Source organism: Citricoccus sp. I39-566, assembly GCF_031432995.1.
Lineage (GTDB): Bacteria > Actinomycetota > Actinomycetes > Actinomycetales > Micrococcaceae > Citricoccus > Citricoccus nitrophenolicus_A.
This window is the reverse complement of sequence record NZ_CP133844.1, coordinates 1-13573: the sequence shown is the minus strand read 5'-3', so window position 1 is coordinate 13573 and position 13573 is coordinate 1. Positions and strand designations below refer to the sequence as shown.

11 protein-coding genes are annotated in these 13573 nt (G+C 67.9%); 2 read left to right on the top strand and 9 right to left on the bottom strand.

The genetic code is table 11. The features are described 5' to 3' along the window. Position 1 precedes the first annotated feature (1 nt). Positions 2–1426 (bottom strand): MFS transporter, encoded by a 1425-nt coding sequence (locus tag RE421_RS16510; protein ID WP_309818072.1) that lies wholly within the window; start codon positions 1424–1426, stop codon positions 2–4. Between the two features lie 178 nt (positions 1427–1604). Further along, positions 1605–2516, bottom strand: a complete 912-nt coding sequence (locus RE421_RS16505; protein WP_309818026.1) for a LysR family transcriptional regulator — start codon at positions 2514–2516, stop codon at positions 1605–1607. Between the two features lie 785 nt (positions 2517–3301). Between RE421_RS16505 and RE421_RS16500 the strand changes: the two genes are divergently transcribed. Continuing rightward, positions 3302–3586 carry an Lsr2 family protein gene (locus RE421_RS16500; RefSeq protein ID WP_309818022.1) on the top strand — a complete coding sequence of 95 codons (285 nt, stop codon included), beginning with the start codon at positions 3302–3304 and terminating at the stop codon, positions 3584–3586. A 577-nt stretch (positions 3587–4163) separates the two neighbouring features. Beyond that, positions 4164–5903 carry a hypothetical protein gene (locus tag RE421_RS16495; protein WP_309818020.1) on the top strand — a complete coding sequence of 580 codons (1740 nt, stop codon included), beginning with the start codon at positions 4164–4166 and terminating at the stop codon, positions 5901–5903. Positions 5904–5958: 55 nt separating this feature from the next. On the opposite strand, the gene mobF is transcribed toward RE421_RS16495, so the two are convergent. The 7 genes from mobF to RE421_RS16460 form a co-directional block, all read right to left on the bottom strand. After that, positions 5959–9651, bottom strand: coding sequence for a MobF family relaxase (gene mobF, locus RE421_RS16490; RefSeq protein ID WP_309818017.1), 3693 nt, complete (start codon positions 9649–9651; stop codon positions 5959–5961). Next, the gene (locus tag RE421_RS16485; protein ID WP_309818015.1) at positions 9648–10481 is read right to left on the bottom strand and encodes a hypothetical protein; all 834 of its coding nucleotides are present in this window, start codon (positions 10479–10481) and stop codon (positions 9648–9650) included. Before RE421_RS16485 ends, mobF begins: the two co-directional genes overlap by 4 nt. Before the next feature lie 653 nt (positions 10482–11134). After that, positions 11135–11623, bottom strand: coding sequence for a hypothetical protein (locus tag RE421_RS16480; RefSeq protein ID WP_309818012.1), 489 nt, complete (start codon positions 11621–11623; stop codon positions 11135–11137). A gap of 322 nt (positions 11624–11945) precedes the next feature. Beyond that, positions 11946–12362, bottom strand: a complete 417-nt coding sequence (locus RE421_RS16475) for a hypothetical protein (RefSeq protein ID WP_309818010.1) — start codon at positions 12360–12362, stop codon at positions 11946–11948. Between the two features lie 52 nt (positions 12363–12414). Beyond that, positions 12415–12831: a hypothetical protein gene (locus RE421_RS16470; protein ID WP_309818007.1), complete on the bottom strand. Its 417-nt coding sequence runs from the start codon at positions 12829–12831 to the stop codon at positions 12415–12417. Positions 12832–12917: 86 nt separating this feature from the next. Continuing rightward, positions 12918–13178 carry a hypothetical protein gene (locus RE421_RS16465; RefSeq protein WP_309818005.1) on the bottom strand — a complete coding sequence of 87 codons (261 nt, stop codon included), beginning with the start codon at positions 13176–13178 and terminating at the stop codon, positions 12918–12920. A 57-nt stretch (positions 13179–13235) separates the two neighbouring features. Then, on the bottom strand, positions 13236–13469 hold the full coding sequence (locus RE421_RS16460) for a hypothetical protein (RefSeq protein ID WP_309818002.1): 234 nt from the start codon (positions 13467–13469) through the stop codon (positions 13236–13238). Positions 13470–13573 lie beyond the last annotated feature (104 nt).

The window sequence follows — 13573 nt, the reverse complement described above, 5'->3', positions numbered from 1 at the left end:
GTCACAGGGAATGCACCTTCTTCTGGGCGGGGAACTCGGTGTCGGTCTCGGGAGCCTCGATGCCTGGCTCGGGGGCGACCGTGGCGAGGCTAGCGGGTGCTGCCGGGGCTGTCGTCGCGTCCTCCCGGACTGGCGGCGCGGCCTGGTGGAAGCTGTCGGACTCACCGTAGGTGGTGGCCAGGTGCTCGGACTTGCGCAACAGTGCGATCACGGAGAAGAGCGTGAGCGCGACGTAGACGACGGACAGGGCAATGACGGAAAGGATCGACCCGGTGGTGTTGAGGAGCCACTGGCCCACCAGCGGCGTGGTTCCGGCGAAGATGGTGGAGCTCATCTGGTAGCTCAGCGAGATGCCCGTGTAGCGGATGCCTGCGGGGTAGGACTTCGCCAGGATGCCTGCCATGGCGGCGTAGTACATGGAGTGGGGCAACGTGGCGATGGCCATGCCGGCGGCGGCCAGCCCGAAGTTGCCGGTGGCAATTAGGGGGAACATCAGCGGCAGCACGAGCAGCTCGGGGATGAGCAGGATGGACACGGCCTTCTTCAGGCTGATCTTCGAGGCGATGACGGCACCGAAGGGCTGCGCCAGGAACTGGACCACCAGGGAGATGGTGATGATGCCCAGGAACGCGTCGCGTTCGAAGTAACCCTCGTCCACGGCCCAGGCCAGGGAGAAGGTGCTCTTGAAATAGGTGGCGGCCACGCCGATGATGCAGGCCCCGATGCCCAGGACGATGATGGCCTTGTGGCGGCGCAGCAGCTCGCCGAGGGGGGTCTTGACGACCTTCTTCTCCACCATGAGTTCCTTCATGACGGGGGATTCCTCGATGGACAGGCGGATCACCAGGCCGATGACCACCAGCAGGGCGGACAGCAGGAACGGGACGCGCCAGCCCCAGCTGAAGAACTGCTCGTCGGGCAGCATCGCCACCACCAGCCACACGACCGTGGCCAGCAGGTTGCCCGCGGGGGAACCCTGCTGGGCGAAGGCACCGTACAGGATGCCCTTGCCCTTGGGGGCGTGCTCGGAGGCCAGGACCACAGCGCCGCCCCATTCACCACCCATGGCGATGCCCTGGATCAGTCGCATGAAGACCAGCAAGAGGGTGGCCCAGACACCGATCTGGGCGTAGGTGGGCAGCAGGCCGACGGCCGTGGTGCAGACGCCCATCATGAGCATGGTGGTCACCAGGGCGTTCTTGCGTCCGAACTTGTCACCGAAGTGACCGAAGATCACCCCGCCGAGGGGACGGGCCAGGAACCCGACCCAGAAGGAGGCGAAGGCGGCCAAGGTGCCGACCGCCGGGTCGCTGCTCGGGAAGAAGAGCCGGCCGAGCACCAGGGCCGAAGCGGTGCCGTAGGCATAGAAGTCGTACCATTCGACGGTCGTTCCGGCGAAGGACGCGATGCCGGCCTTGCGGGCCATTTTCTGGCGGAAGGCGGCGTCGGCCGGCGCTGCGGTGCTCGATGCGTTCACATCTACTCCCAGGTTGGGTCGTGTGGTGCAGGCCGTGTGAGTCATCACACAGCCAGCGGGACCTGCACTACGTTGCCATCCGACTTCAAGAGCGTCCAATACATAATGGTAACCAGTGTTAGTGGATTTACTTATCGCTCGGGGGTGCCGGCGGGGTGGGCAGGACCTCGGCGGCTAGGTCCAGCACGGCCTGCGTGGCCCGGTTGGTCCCTTCGGTCCGCCACACGAGGACGGCCTCCAGCTGCGGGAGGTCGTCACTGAAGGGGCGGTAGACCAGTCCGGGGGTGTCGATGTGTTGGACCGAGGACACGGTGATGGTGACGCCCACGCCCGCAGCGACCAGGCCGAGAATGGTGTACGAATCCGGTGCCTCCTGGACGATCCGCGGGCTGAACCCCGCGTTCATCGCGGCATGGGTCAGGGCGTCGCGGACGCTCGAGCCACCCGTGCCCGGAAACGTCACGAACGGCTCCTCGGCCAAGTCAGCCACCCGGAGTCGGTCCCGTTCGGCCAGCCGGTGGTCGGAGGGCAGCGCGGCCACCAGGGACTCCCGCTCATAGACATGGCTGGCCAGACCCCGGATACCGATGGGACGCCGGGCGAAGCCGATGTCCAGGGTCCCTTCGGCCACCCGCCGGGCCGCGGCCCCGGCGTAGGTCTGCCCCTCGAGGAACAGCTCGATGCCGGGTTGCCGGGTCCGGACCGCCCGAGCCAATGTCGGCAGGGCATTGCGGCTGCTGGCCCCGGCAAAGCCCACGCTGACCCGACCCACGACGTCCTCGCTACCCCTGACCGCCACCCGCCTGGCTAAATCGACATCCGCCAGGACTTTTCGCGCCGCGGGCAGCAAGGCGATACCCGCCTCCGTCAGGCATACGCTCCGCGTATTCCGGTTGAACAACTGAACGCCGAGTTCCTTTTCCAACGCGCGGATTTGCTGGCTGAGCGCGGGTTGGGCAATGTGCAATCGGGCAGCAGCGCGCCCGAAATGAAGTTCCTCCGCCGTCGCGACGAAGCCTTCCATGTGTCGGAATTCCACAGCTGGCTTCCTCTCGATAGTCACGACGTACTGGCCTCACCCTCCGGTGTCACATGCTGTCCAGAGGGTAGCGCTATGGTGACCCGGGTCATCAACGAGGGGGGATGGTATTTCGCATCGCCGATATGGCGACCCCCGCCGACCCACCAACGCCTCGGCTGGGGCCGGCAGGTCCTGCGGCACCTACTGGACATGCTCCGCGCCGGAGGCCCGGCCAATCCCGACGTCACCGTGGTCGCAGATCCGCCGGGTCGGCGACTCTACGAAAGCATGGGGGCCATCGACTCCGACCCCGCCCAAGGCAGGGAACTGTGGCGACCCCCTATGTGCGCCTCGTGGCGGTCCCGACCATAGGCCCAAGCGTGTCCATTAGGGATCCTCCAACGGACACAGCACAGCCCGCCTGCGGCTTCCCCTCCGAGGCGGGCTGTGGCTGCGGGGTGGGGCGACTGGCTGCCGTCCGGTCCGCTTCTCCATTCTGCCCGCTGCTGGCGGTGGATACGACCACGGTGGTGGACGGATTCCGGAGGCCGCCGGGGTCCTGACTGCCCAGGGGAACGGGCCGGTCCCCCGGCCGGACGGGATGCACGGGCAGACGGCCAGGAATTTGAGAGCATGAGGGACCCCGTCAGCAGACAGTGTGGCGGTCACCGTGGAGAGCCACGGGGCGGCGGGTGCCGTGTCCCTCCGGTCTCGGCCGCCCGGTTCTGAGACCCTGATATCTGTTCAGTATCAGCCCACGTGAGCCCCGCTCTACCGCGGCGAGGAGAGTGAAGGCACAGAAAGTGAAGACCGTCCTGGTCGATGACCTCAATGGGGAACCGGCCGTCGAGACCGTCCAGTTCGGCGTCGATGGCCGGCACTACGAGCTCGACCTGACCCAGGACAACGCCCGGCAGCTGCGGGCTGAGTTGAAGGTCTATGTGCGCGCGGCCCGCCCGGTCGGACCGCCGAAGCCGACCCAGGACGCCGCCCGGATCCGCGCCTGGGCGAGGCAGAACGGGTACGAGGTCTCAGATCGCGGGCGTATCCACCGCGAGGTGATCGAGGCGTACCACCAGGCCGTCTAATGCACCGGCGTCCCCGGTTACCGGGGCCTGTCCCGGGCCAGCAGAAGGCCCCAGCCGAGGGGGTGGCTGGGGCCGTCTACCGTCATCACTCGCACCTGCATCACTCGCACCTTGATGAGGTGATCCTCACCGTAGTGATCCAGTCTGGGGACCGGCTGAGCGCGGGATGGTGATTGACGCAGAACCCGGCTCGGCCGGCACGGTACGAGCCCCTCCACGTCCGCGCTCGACGGATCCGCGTGGCGCCGAGGAGGACGACGGCCCGGTCCTCCGCTAGGGCGGAGTCTGCCCTCCGAACCGCTAAGTGCTGGGACGGAACCGTGGAGACTTCCGCCGATCACCCCAGAGTGTCTTACAACCGATGATGAGTACGCGCTGCGCGCACCGCAGTTCCGATACATAGTTGCGAGACCCTGCGCGAGCAGACGAACGGCGGAAGCACCGGGGCACCGACTTCAGGTCATGAGCGGCCGCGAGACGCCTCGCAACCCTTGGGTTATGCGACAGCCTTGGGGGCAAAGATCGTGGTGGCGGCAGAATGACTAGGAAGATTCCTGCGTTCGATGGAGAACATGACGTGCCCACCACTCAGCGGCTGTTCGAGTCCGGAATTCACTGGATGAAGCTGGAGGAGGAAGACTTCAACCGCGCTGTCGAACTGTTGCTGACGCGCATCCATGGCCGGGAAGCACTCGTCATTGACGGTCGCGGTGGCGACAAGGGCATCGATGTGGCCGTGCGCCAAGACGGCATCATCAAGAGGATCTACCAGTTGAAGCATTTCCCTGAGGGCTTCTCCGGGGGTTTCAGGGACACCCGCCGACGGCAGATCACGGGCTCGTTCACACGGGCCTGCGACAACCATGAAGACCTGGCCGAATGGATCCTTGTGGTGCCGAGGAACCCGACAGTCGAAGAAGATGAGTTTGTCCAAGGCCTGGCAGCGGACAGAGAGATCGACCTTGAGATTTGGGGCCAGGCCAAGCTCGATGCGGCGCTACTGCCCTACCCGGAGATCGTGCAGGCCATAACGCGCAATGACACAGTGGAACTGCTTGCGCGCTTCAATGCGGAGACAGCCGCCCTTGTTGGCCCTGACGACCTTACCGAGCGCGCCGAAGGATTAGTCGCCATTACCGAATCGCGAAGCGACTACTGGACCACAAACCTGCACGTAGTCGATGGCACAGCCTTTGAGTCATACATCGCCAAGCATCCTGAGGCGATGGAGAAAGAACCGATCCGCACCACCATCGAGTGGTCATTCGGTGAAGAGCACCAAGATCTTCAGGCCAAGCTGCAGCATGCCGAAGACTTCGGCACCTTCGAGCCCCTCACCCTCCCGGCGATCCTTGCCAAGATCACGCGCAGCGGGCCGGACTGGGTGCAGGCTCATCCCAAGCTGCCCAAGGACGGCGTCATTTCCCGTACCTCTCAGCCAGTGCGGCCTTCCGGACGAGAGGTCATCACGTTTGATGTACGAGATGAGCGCGGGTATTCGAAAGGTCGTTTCGAAGGGGACATCCAGGCACGGGTCTTCGGGACGTTGGGCGTGTCCATCAAGTGCACGTTTGCGAACATCGCCACCGGCGTGATCGTCCTTCCGGAGGATTTCGAAGCCCCGGGGCAGTTCACATACCACTTTGACTTGGACAACGCCTTCATCGAGGACGTGTCCAGAATCGTGGACATGAGCCGGCTCCTCTCCGTCGGCACAGTCATGGACGTCTACTTCAACGGAGGCCACGTCGGGAAACTCCGCCTCCATTCGGGGGACGGCGCCTTTGAGCTCAGTGCGGTCGAAGAGGAGCTGATCGAGGACCTTCTGTTCCTGCAAAGAAACATCCATGGAGCCACCTTCCGCTTTCCGCGTGAGGTCTCCCCCCGCGAAAGGGTGATGCTTCGAGTCGGCAGGCGGCTCCTTGAAGGCCACTCCACACACATGCCGCCCGGTACGAACTTGGTCTGCTACCTCACAGGGCAAAGTGGAGACGCCCTACTCCGTCTTCTCCGGGAGGGCGGGGCCATCGTCAGCAATCCAGATGCATTCGGTCTGGAGAGCCAAGGTGGCAAGTACGATCTCGGGCCGGTCACTTTCTACCACCCCAACCTTCGGGTGCTCGACGCTGACGAAGTTATCCAAGCTCTCGAATCCGGCATAGCGGAGGGCATGAAGGTCGTGCTGGAGCCCGATGACTCCACTCTGGTTCAGGTGTGGCCGGGGAGTCCCGGCCCGGACTACACGACACCCCCGCCTTTCCTCCCCTGGAATCTCCCGTCGAACGAACGACCCGACGAAGGCACAGAGGACTACTAGAGGGCAGGAGATTCCCATAGTCGAACTTGAGTCTTTGGCTCTCGACCGAGTTAACTCAGCGGTCCCAGGACATCGCGTCCCGCTCCCGTTCCGGCGCACTTTGCGACAGCTGATCCTCAGCTGGCTGAGGATCAGTCGCGGCGGGTTCGAGGTTGATCCAGTTGTCGGACAGCCCCGACACCAGCGCGTCGTGCCGAGCATCGCGCTCAGCCGACCCACTGCCCGGGTCGGGGTTGAGGGCGGCGTGGGCGGCGTGGTGGTAGCGGGCGGTGGTGTCCTTCTCGGTGGGGGCCTTGCCCAGGGCGGTGTCGGCGTCGTCCTGTTCGGACACGGCCCGCCAGACGAGTACGTCGGCGGCCGCGGCGCGGCGGGCGGCCGGGTCGGGGTGGCGGTGGGTGAGCTCGTCGTACCAGGCCGGTGGGTCGGCCTCGATCCGGTCCAGCCGGCCGTCGAGCTCGGTGTGGATGCGGGCCAGGAGGTCGGCGGTGACCGCGCGTTGGCTCTCGGGCTGGTGCTGCGGCGCGGTGAGGGGTGCGTCCTCGGCGCGGGGGGTGCAGCGGGCCAGGACCTCGGGGACGGCGTCGTCGGCCGCGGCCTCGCCGTGGTGGTGCAGGGCCGGGTCAGCCTTGACCAGCTGCGGCCAGGTCGCCGCGTCGGTCAACCGGGCCACGGCCTCCGGGTCATCCCCGTAGGTAGCCTGCACCCACTCGTGCGTCCGGGCAGAGCGGGCGGCCCAAGCCAGGTAGTCGAGTTCGTGGACCATCCGGCCCAGGTCGTTGGCCCAGGCGCGCTGTTGGTCGCGGACCTCATGGGCGGTGTGCTCGGCGGACTCGCGCTTGAGCACGCCCTCGAGGACGGTCACCGGCCGCTCGGCCGGTGGGGTCTCGGTGAGCAGGCCCCACTCATCCGGGGAGTGCGCCTCATGATCGGCCCCGAAGTCGACGTAGGCGTGGTTCGCGTCGCGGCCGCGGGTCATGGCCACGTAGAACAGCTCCCTCGACAGTCCGGCCGTGGCCACGGCGTGGGCCGAATCCACGGTGACGCCCTGGGAGCGGTGCGCGGTGGTCGCATACCCGAGCTCGGTGGAGGACGCGAGGTAGTCCGGGTCCAGGGTCACCGCTCCCCCGGTGGCCTCATTCCGGGCCACCGCGGACCCGTCGGGGTTGATCCCGGTCAGCGTCAGCCGGGTGCCGTTGGCGATGAACGCCCCGGTGGCATCGCGCAGGGACCGGTCGTTGCGCCGGGCCAACACCAGGTCCCCGGCCCCGGCGGTGGCGTCCCCGCGCAGGGTGACGGTCTGCTCGACGTCCACGTCCCCACTGGCGACCAAATCAGCCTGCGCGCGGGTGTTCAGCTCGGCCACGGTGGCGTTGTCCGAGGCGATGAGGATCGTGGACAGTCCGGCCCGCTTGTCCGCCAGCCACGCCGAGTACGCCGAGTCCGCGGCGTCCTGTCCGGGCGCCCCGTGGATCCGGCCGTTCGCCGCGTACTCCCCCAGCACGTCGGCCTCGCCCTGGCGCAGGCGCAGGGAGGCCTCCCGTTCCCACTCGTTGCGGAACCGCCACACCATGTCCAACCGTTCCGGGGTCCCCTTGCGGTCCATCCAGCCGAGGAACCCGCCGGCGTCCACGGCCTCCAGCTGGGCCGGGTCCCCCACCAGGAGCACCTTGGCCCCGGCGGCCTCGGCCTGCCGGGTGAGTTCGGCCAGCTGGGCGGTGGAGACCATCGAGGCCTCATCCACGATCAGCAACTGGTTCTCGGTGAGGGTGTAGCGGGCCTGGGCGGCGTGCTGCGCGGCCAGCTTCGCCGCCAGCCGCTCGATGGACGCGGCGGTCCGCTCCGTGCGCGGCCGGGCCTGGAGCTCGTGCAGCTGGGCGGTGAGCTGCTGGACGCGCTGGGCGCGGCGGGCCGCCCCGTCCCCCACCGACTCATACAGCCACTTGGCGGTGTTCTCCGTGGCCACCCCGAGTTCGTCCCCGAGGACCCCGGCGGCCACTGCCGACGGGGCCAGCCCGACCACGGAGGACTCCCCGTGGGCGTCCGTCCAGAGGTGGGCGACGGCGGCCATGGTGGTGGTCTTGCCGGTCCCGGCCGGACCGATGATCGCGGACACCGCACGCGGGGAGGACAGCACGGCGGCGGTGGCCCGGGCCTGGTCGGCGCTCAGCGGGTGGCCGGATGTGGTGGTCACCTGCCCGACCCGGGCGGTGATGGTGTCCGGGTCCAGGCGGGGCCCGGCCGCGGTGGTGGCGCGGGCCATGAGGTAGGCCTCGTCGTCGAGGACCTGCCGGGTGGTCCACAGCCCGGCCGCGCGCTGGTGGTCGAACACCGAGCGCCCGCGGTGGGCCACGGCCGGGTCCGCGGCGTCCGGGCCGGTGGTGTCCGGGGCGATGGACCGGGTGGGGGTCAGTTCCACGGCCTCGGCCAGGGCGGTGTCCACGAGCCTCTCGGTGGCCGCGTGCCGGTCGGCGGCGGTGCGGTAGCGGACCAGGCGGGTGATGCGTTCTGCCGAGGCGGTCACGTTGGCCCGGGTGAACGTGGCCCGCCGGGCTGAGGCATCGGCCAGCGTCCAGGTGGCCAGCTGTCCCACGACGTCGTCGGTGAGCTGGTCGGGCGTGATGGTGGTGTCCGCGTGGCCGACCGCATGGGCCACCACGGTGGCCGGGTCATGGCCGGTGGCCAGGGACCGCTCCCGCCAGCCGACCATCTTCTCCGCCAACGACAACGACGACTCCTCCTTCGGGGTCCGGGTGTCCAGGGTGGCCTGCTGACGCAGCTGCAGCACCACGGCGGCCGGCGGCCGCCCGCCGTGGGTACCGGTCCACTCGGCCACCAGCTCATCGGTGCGGGCCTCGATCGCCCGGGACCGGGTGGAGAACTCCTCGATCAGGCTGTCCGGGACCCCGGCCAGCTCCACCCGGTGCCCCGTGGTGTCCGGTTGGGCGGACACGTCCTCGGCGGTGGCCGCGGCCACCGCGGCGGCCAGCTGCTGGCCCTCCTCGGACCGGGACTCGGGCAGGGCACCGATCTGCTGGTGGAGCCGGTCGAACAACAGGGAGTTGTAGGTCTCGGAGATCGCCACCACGTGCCGGTGCAGCGTATAGCTGTCCAGGGTCGCCCACTGCCCGTCCAGCACCCGCTGGACCCGGTTGGAGATCACCGTGTGGGTGTGCAGCTGCGGGTCCCCGGCCCGGGAGTCCCAGTGGTCGAACTGGCTAGCCACCAGCCCGGTCACCGGCACGTGCGCCACCCCACCATGACCGGCCCGGGATTGCAGGACGTTGGCCTCGACCCAGGCCAGGGTCTCGTTCATCGCCTGGGCGTGGGCCTGATGGATCTGGCCCTGCAGCGAGGGCCCGGCCACGGCCCACAGGGCGGACACGGACTTGGGCACCGAGAACGTCAGGTCGAACCCGGCCACCGCCTCCCGGGTGGCCTTGGCCGCACGCCCACGGGGGGTCTTCGCCTCGGCCGGAGCCGTCTGGCTGGCCATCGGCGCCCGGCCCAGCAGGTGGCCGGTGTCCGGGTCGCGGGCCTGCTCATAGAGCGCCACCGCGGCCTCGCGGGTGACCTCCTGCCCGGGTGTCAGGGAGGTGCCGGTCAGTCCGGCGCCGACCCAGCGTCCGGCCGGGGCCTTGGCCTCGGTGTAGTAGGCCGTCAGCTCCGCCCGGCCGTGGTGGCGCTCATCGCCGGTGGCCACGGAGTCCAGGTAGTAGGCGATGGACATCTTCGCGATCGACACGGTCACCGGGCCACCTCCTGCCCGGCCACCGGGGCCCGGCCACGGTTGCCGGTGGGTGTGGCCACGGCCTGCCGGAACCGTGTCCAGGTGGCCAGGATGTCCCGGTCCACGGCCGCGGCCGGGCGGCCACCGGTGGCCTTGTACAGGCGCTTGCACAGGGTGTCCCACTGCCGGACCACGCCCTGCAGGTGCTGGCGCTCGGTCGCGGCCAGCTCGGCGGCCTCGGTCAGCTCCTGGTACTTCGCGGCCAACTGGCCATGCCTGTCCTGCAGGGCGGCCAGCTGCTCCCGCAGGCCGGTCACCTCGGTCGTGGACACCCGGGCCTCGGCCGTGGCCGACCAGTTCCGGCGCAGCTCGGACAACTGGCCGGTGGCCAGGGCCAACCGGGCGCGGACATCAGCCGCGTCGTTGGCCTGGCCCACCAGGATCCTGGCCGTTGACCGCTGCGCCTCGGCCAGCTCGGCCCGCAACCAAGCGACTTCCCGGTCACGGTCCGTCACCCGGCCGCGGCACTGGCCCAGGGCCGTCTCGGCCTGGGCCAGTTGCCCGGACACCACGGCCAGCTGGTCTCGGGCGGACACCTTGCGGTTGGACCCGCGGGCGCCTGTGCGGCGGCGGGCCTCGGCCTTCTGGCACGCCGGATCACAGAATCGCCGGTGCGCCCGGCTGCCCTCCGGCAGCTGCTTCCCGCAGGCCTGGCACCGCCGGCCGGCCGAAACAGGCGGCAGGCCGTAGGCCTGCCGGCGGCACTGCTCATCGCAATAGCGACGGTTCGCCCGGGCGTCCGCGGGCAGCGGCTGGGCACAGTTCTGGCACCGGCGCACATGCGTTTCCATGCTCCGAGTTCGCCCCCGCCCGGCGCCGACGTATGTCAGAAACCCGGACAGGATGTCCGAGAGTGCACCTTGGTGCCAGAGGTGTGATGACTGATTGACCGTTTCGCTCGTCGAGCGAAACGGTGCCGTGGGCGGCCGCAGAGCGTGCCGAAGAATGGCGGTCGCCTGCAGCTTGGTGACCGGGTGAGGATGTCGGCGCCATAGAAGTGGTGGGAACTGAGTGTGGAGGGACAGCCTCTGATGCTCTACTGGGTCGAGGCAAAGACCGCGCGTGTGTGAGGCCAGCGAGGGTGCCCCTTGCACGTGATCCGTTTGGATCACCTGATTCTTCAAGTCCCCACGCACATGGGTGCCAGAGTCCCCAGCTCGCCGCACCTTGAAGTACGTCGTGTGCAAGTCCGGGCCGGCCTTCTCCCCCATGCGGGCTGGACAATCAGGCGGAAGAGAATCGTCAGAGTCCTCGCGCGTACCCTCGGAGAGTGAAAGTCTTCGCCGTCTTCGAGCCTGTCCCCGCCAACAACACCGGGCAGCACCCCCAAGAGGTTCGGGAACTATCGGTGGAGGCAACCACCTATGGGGAAGGTGCCACAGAGCTGCGCGGCTTAGTCCCGCAGGAGTGGAGGATTATGAACTTCCGCCGGGACAGCTACTAGTCAGTTCTGAACGGGCGGCGAGAGTGGAACTTCAGTAAGGGGTGAAAGTCCCAACAGCCCTCTGAACCGGACATGCCCTTTCTTGCGAGGATTGACCAGGGCAGAGCGAGTGTTCGCGACTGCCTCATAGGTGCGGTGAATCAGGACGGCCACCTGCTCGATGGTTAGGTCCTCTCGGGCCGCCAGCTCCACCTCGTAGGCGGTCCACTCGGCTCCCCGCCGCGCGGCCGTCGGGACGGTGCGGTGTTGCCGGTCGGTTCGCGCTGCCTGGCCCTTCATGGTTTCGGCCGCTTGTTCGGTCTCCGTCATGGTGGCCTTGCGCCGCTCGTACTTGGCCCGCAGGTATGCGCTCTTGGCTGCTCGGCAGACGGCACAATCACAGCCGGCCTGCCACTGGGAGAAGCTGCCGTGCTCCGTGGTGCGAGGATGGCGACGGGCGGTGTCGATCCCGCTGCGGAGCAATGAGGCGCGGACGACATCGCCGTTCAACGAGAGTTCCTGGCCGATCTGTCCGGTGCTAAGTCCCTCGTGCCAAAGGCGCAGGATGCGCGGGGTGAGGTCCTGGACGATCTTCGGAGACTTCCGAGGGCGCAATGCTTTTGGCGTCCGTCCCTGCTTCCACTGCCGGTAGTGGCCATCGCACCAACCCCGCGCCACCACGGGTCTCCCACAGTCCGGGAAGGCACACACACGCAAGCCCCTTCGCTCCAGAGGCTGGACAAGGCTGTCGTCCGGCCGCGCGTTAAAGGGTACTTCCCGCATGAAGAGGTAAGGCGCCGCGCTACGGGGGCGAACCGAGCGGGAGCCCCCGTCAGACGCCTTCGCGGAAGCGTCCTCCAGCGACCGTGCGCTGGTAGTGAGCACTGGCGCCCCGTTCACCCCGGCACGCCGCTGTGAAATGCGGTGAGTCCACACCGAAGGTGGCCAGAGCGTCCTCGTAGTACATGCTCATTTCCGGGTCATAGCCATGGGTGGCTACTCCTTGCGCAAGGAGATCCAGCAAGAGCGCGTTGTCGCGCACCTGGGGCCACTGCGTCACCCTATAAGCCGGCGCGACGGCCGGGCCGGCGGGGCCTTTCTGGACCTGCGGCCCAGGTGCACCGCGGTCCGGCGTGCCAAGGCCCGATCCGGCCGGTGGCCGTTGCTCTTCGGCAGAGCGACCCGCCGCAGAAAGCCCCTGGTCGTAGAATCCGGTTCCCGCGCCACCACTTCGCTTCACCCACGTCATCCCCGCAGGCTAGGCAACGGCCGGGACGAGATTAGGCGCTCCCCGGTGGTCCTCAGCGACCGGCTTTTGGCCAGGGGTAAAGCGAGTCGAGGCTGACGATGCCGTTGGGACGGCCCTCGGCGTTGTAGGAGAAATCAGAGTGCTCGTGGGAACCGTTGGCGTGAGCAATGGCTGCCAGCACCAAGCTGGCGTTCTCCCGGTCCAGAGCGGGGATGTCCTCGGACAGGTCGACGGCCGGCCCGCCGATCAGGGAGGCCGCGATGCGCACCAGTCGCTGTTCGCCACCTGACCAAGCTCCCGCGGCGTTAAGAAGTTCTTCGGGATCAACCCAGGCGCGGTCCCCGTCCCGGTGGATCCACGGCGCGCCGTCGCGGATAGCGACCCGGGAGCGGATGAGCAGCTCCACCCCGGCTTCGGTGGCGTACATGCCCTTGGCCCACGCTCGGACCGCTTCGTTGATCGTGGTCATTGGGAACTCCTCTGCAATGGCTGGTCTACTGCTGACTGTAGGGGAAGGCCTGGACGCGGGATGGACTGGACCGACGGCAGCCATCGTCACCGCAGCAGCGCCGGGTCGATGCCATCGCCGAACTCGGCTCCGGGGTAGCAGCGAGGGTGGATACCGCTGATGATCTGCTCCCGCAGGCGGTGATCGACTTCGGACAATGCCTCATGCACGGATCGCCCATCCATCAGCGCGTCGGCGCCCACTTGGGGGACGGTGATCCAGCCCTGCTGACCGCAGAACGGGCAGGACCGGGTGAGGATGTCGGCGCAGACCTCCTGCATGCTGTCGTAGATGGCGTGACGAGTCATGGTGGACTTCCTTTCCGGGACCGGCCCTCTCGGGGCCGGACCCGTCGATCGAGTGGTTCAGTTGGTGTGGCAGACGGCCATTTCGATCTCTTCCAGAACAGACAGCACCGGAGTTCCGGGCCGGCCATTGACGTACTGGATGGTGGCGAGAGCCTGGCGAACGGCAGCGGCAGCGCGAGTGGAGCCGTGAGTGTTGGCGAAGGCCAACAGGTGCTCGATGAGCGTGGTTCGCTCCGTCTCTCGCTCCTCACTCGGACCGTTCAGGTGGTCCTCGACCGCAAGTACGGCCAAGCGAATTGCGACCCCGGTCAGCGTGTCGTGGACGGTTCCGAAAACCTTCAGAGCCGGGTACTCCCTACCGTTGGTCGTCGTGGTGACGGGTGCAGGGGTGCTGG

What these genes read in the sequence shown, in the direction of transcription:
- RE421_RS16485 (WP_309818015.1), bottom strand. Translation starts at nt 10,481, where the DNA reads ATGGAAACGCATGTGCGCCGGTGCCAGAACTGTGCCCAGCCGCTGCCC.
- RE421_RS16475 (WP_309818010.1), bottom strand. Translation starts at nt 12,362, where the DNA reads ATGACGTGGGTGAAGCGAAGTGGTGGCGCGGGAACCGGATTCTACGAC.
- RE421_RS16470 (WP_309818007.1), bottom strand. Translation starts at nt 12,831, where the DNA reads ATGACCACGATCAACGAAGCGGTCCGAGCGTGGGCCAAGGGCATGTAC.
- RE421_RS16510 (WP_309818072.1), bottom strand. Translation starts at nt 1,426, where the DNA reads ATGGCCCGCAAGGCCGGCATCGCGTCCTTCGCCGGAACGACCGTCGAA.
- RE421_RS16465 (WP_309818005.1), bottom strand. Translation starts at nt 13,178, where the DNA reads ATGACTCGTCACGCCATCTACGACAGCATGCAGGAGGTCTGCGCCGAC.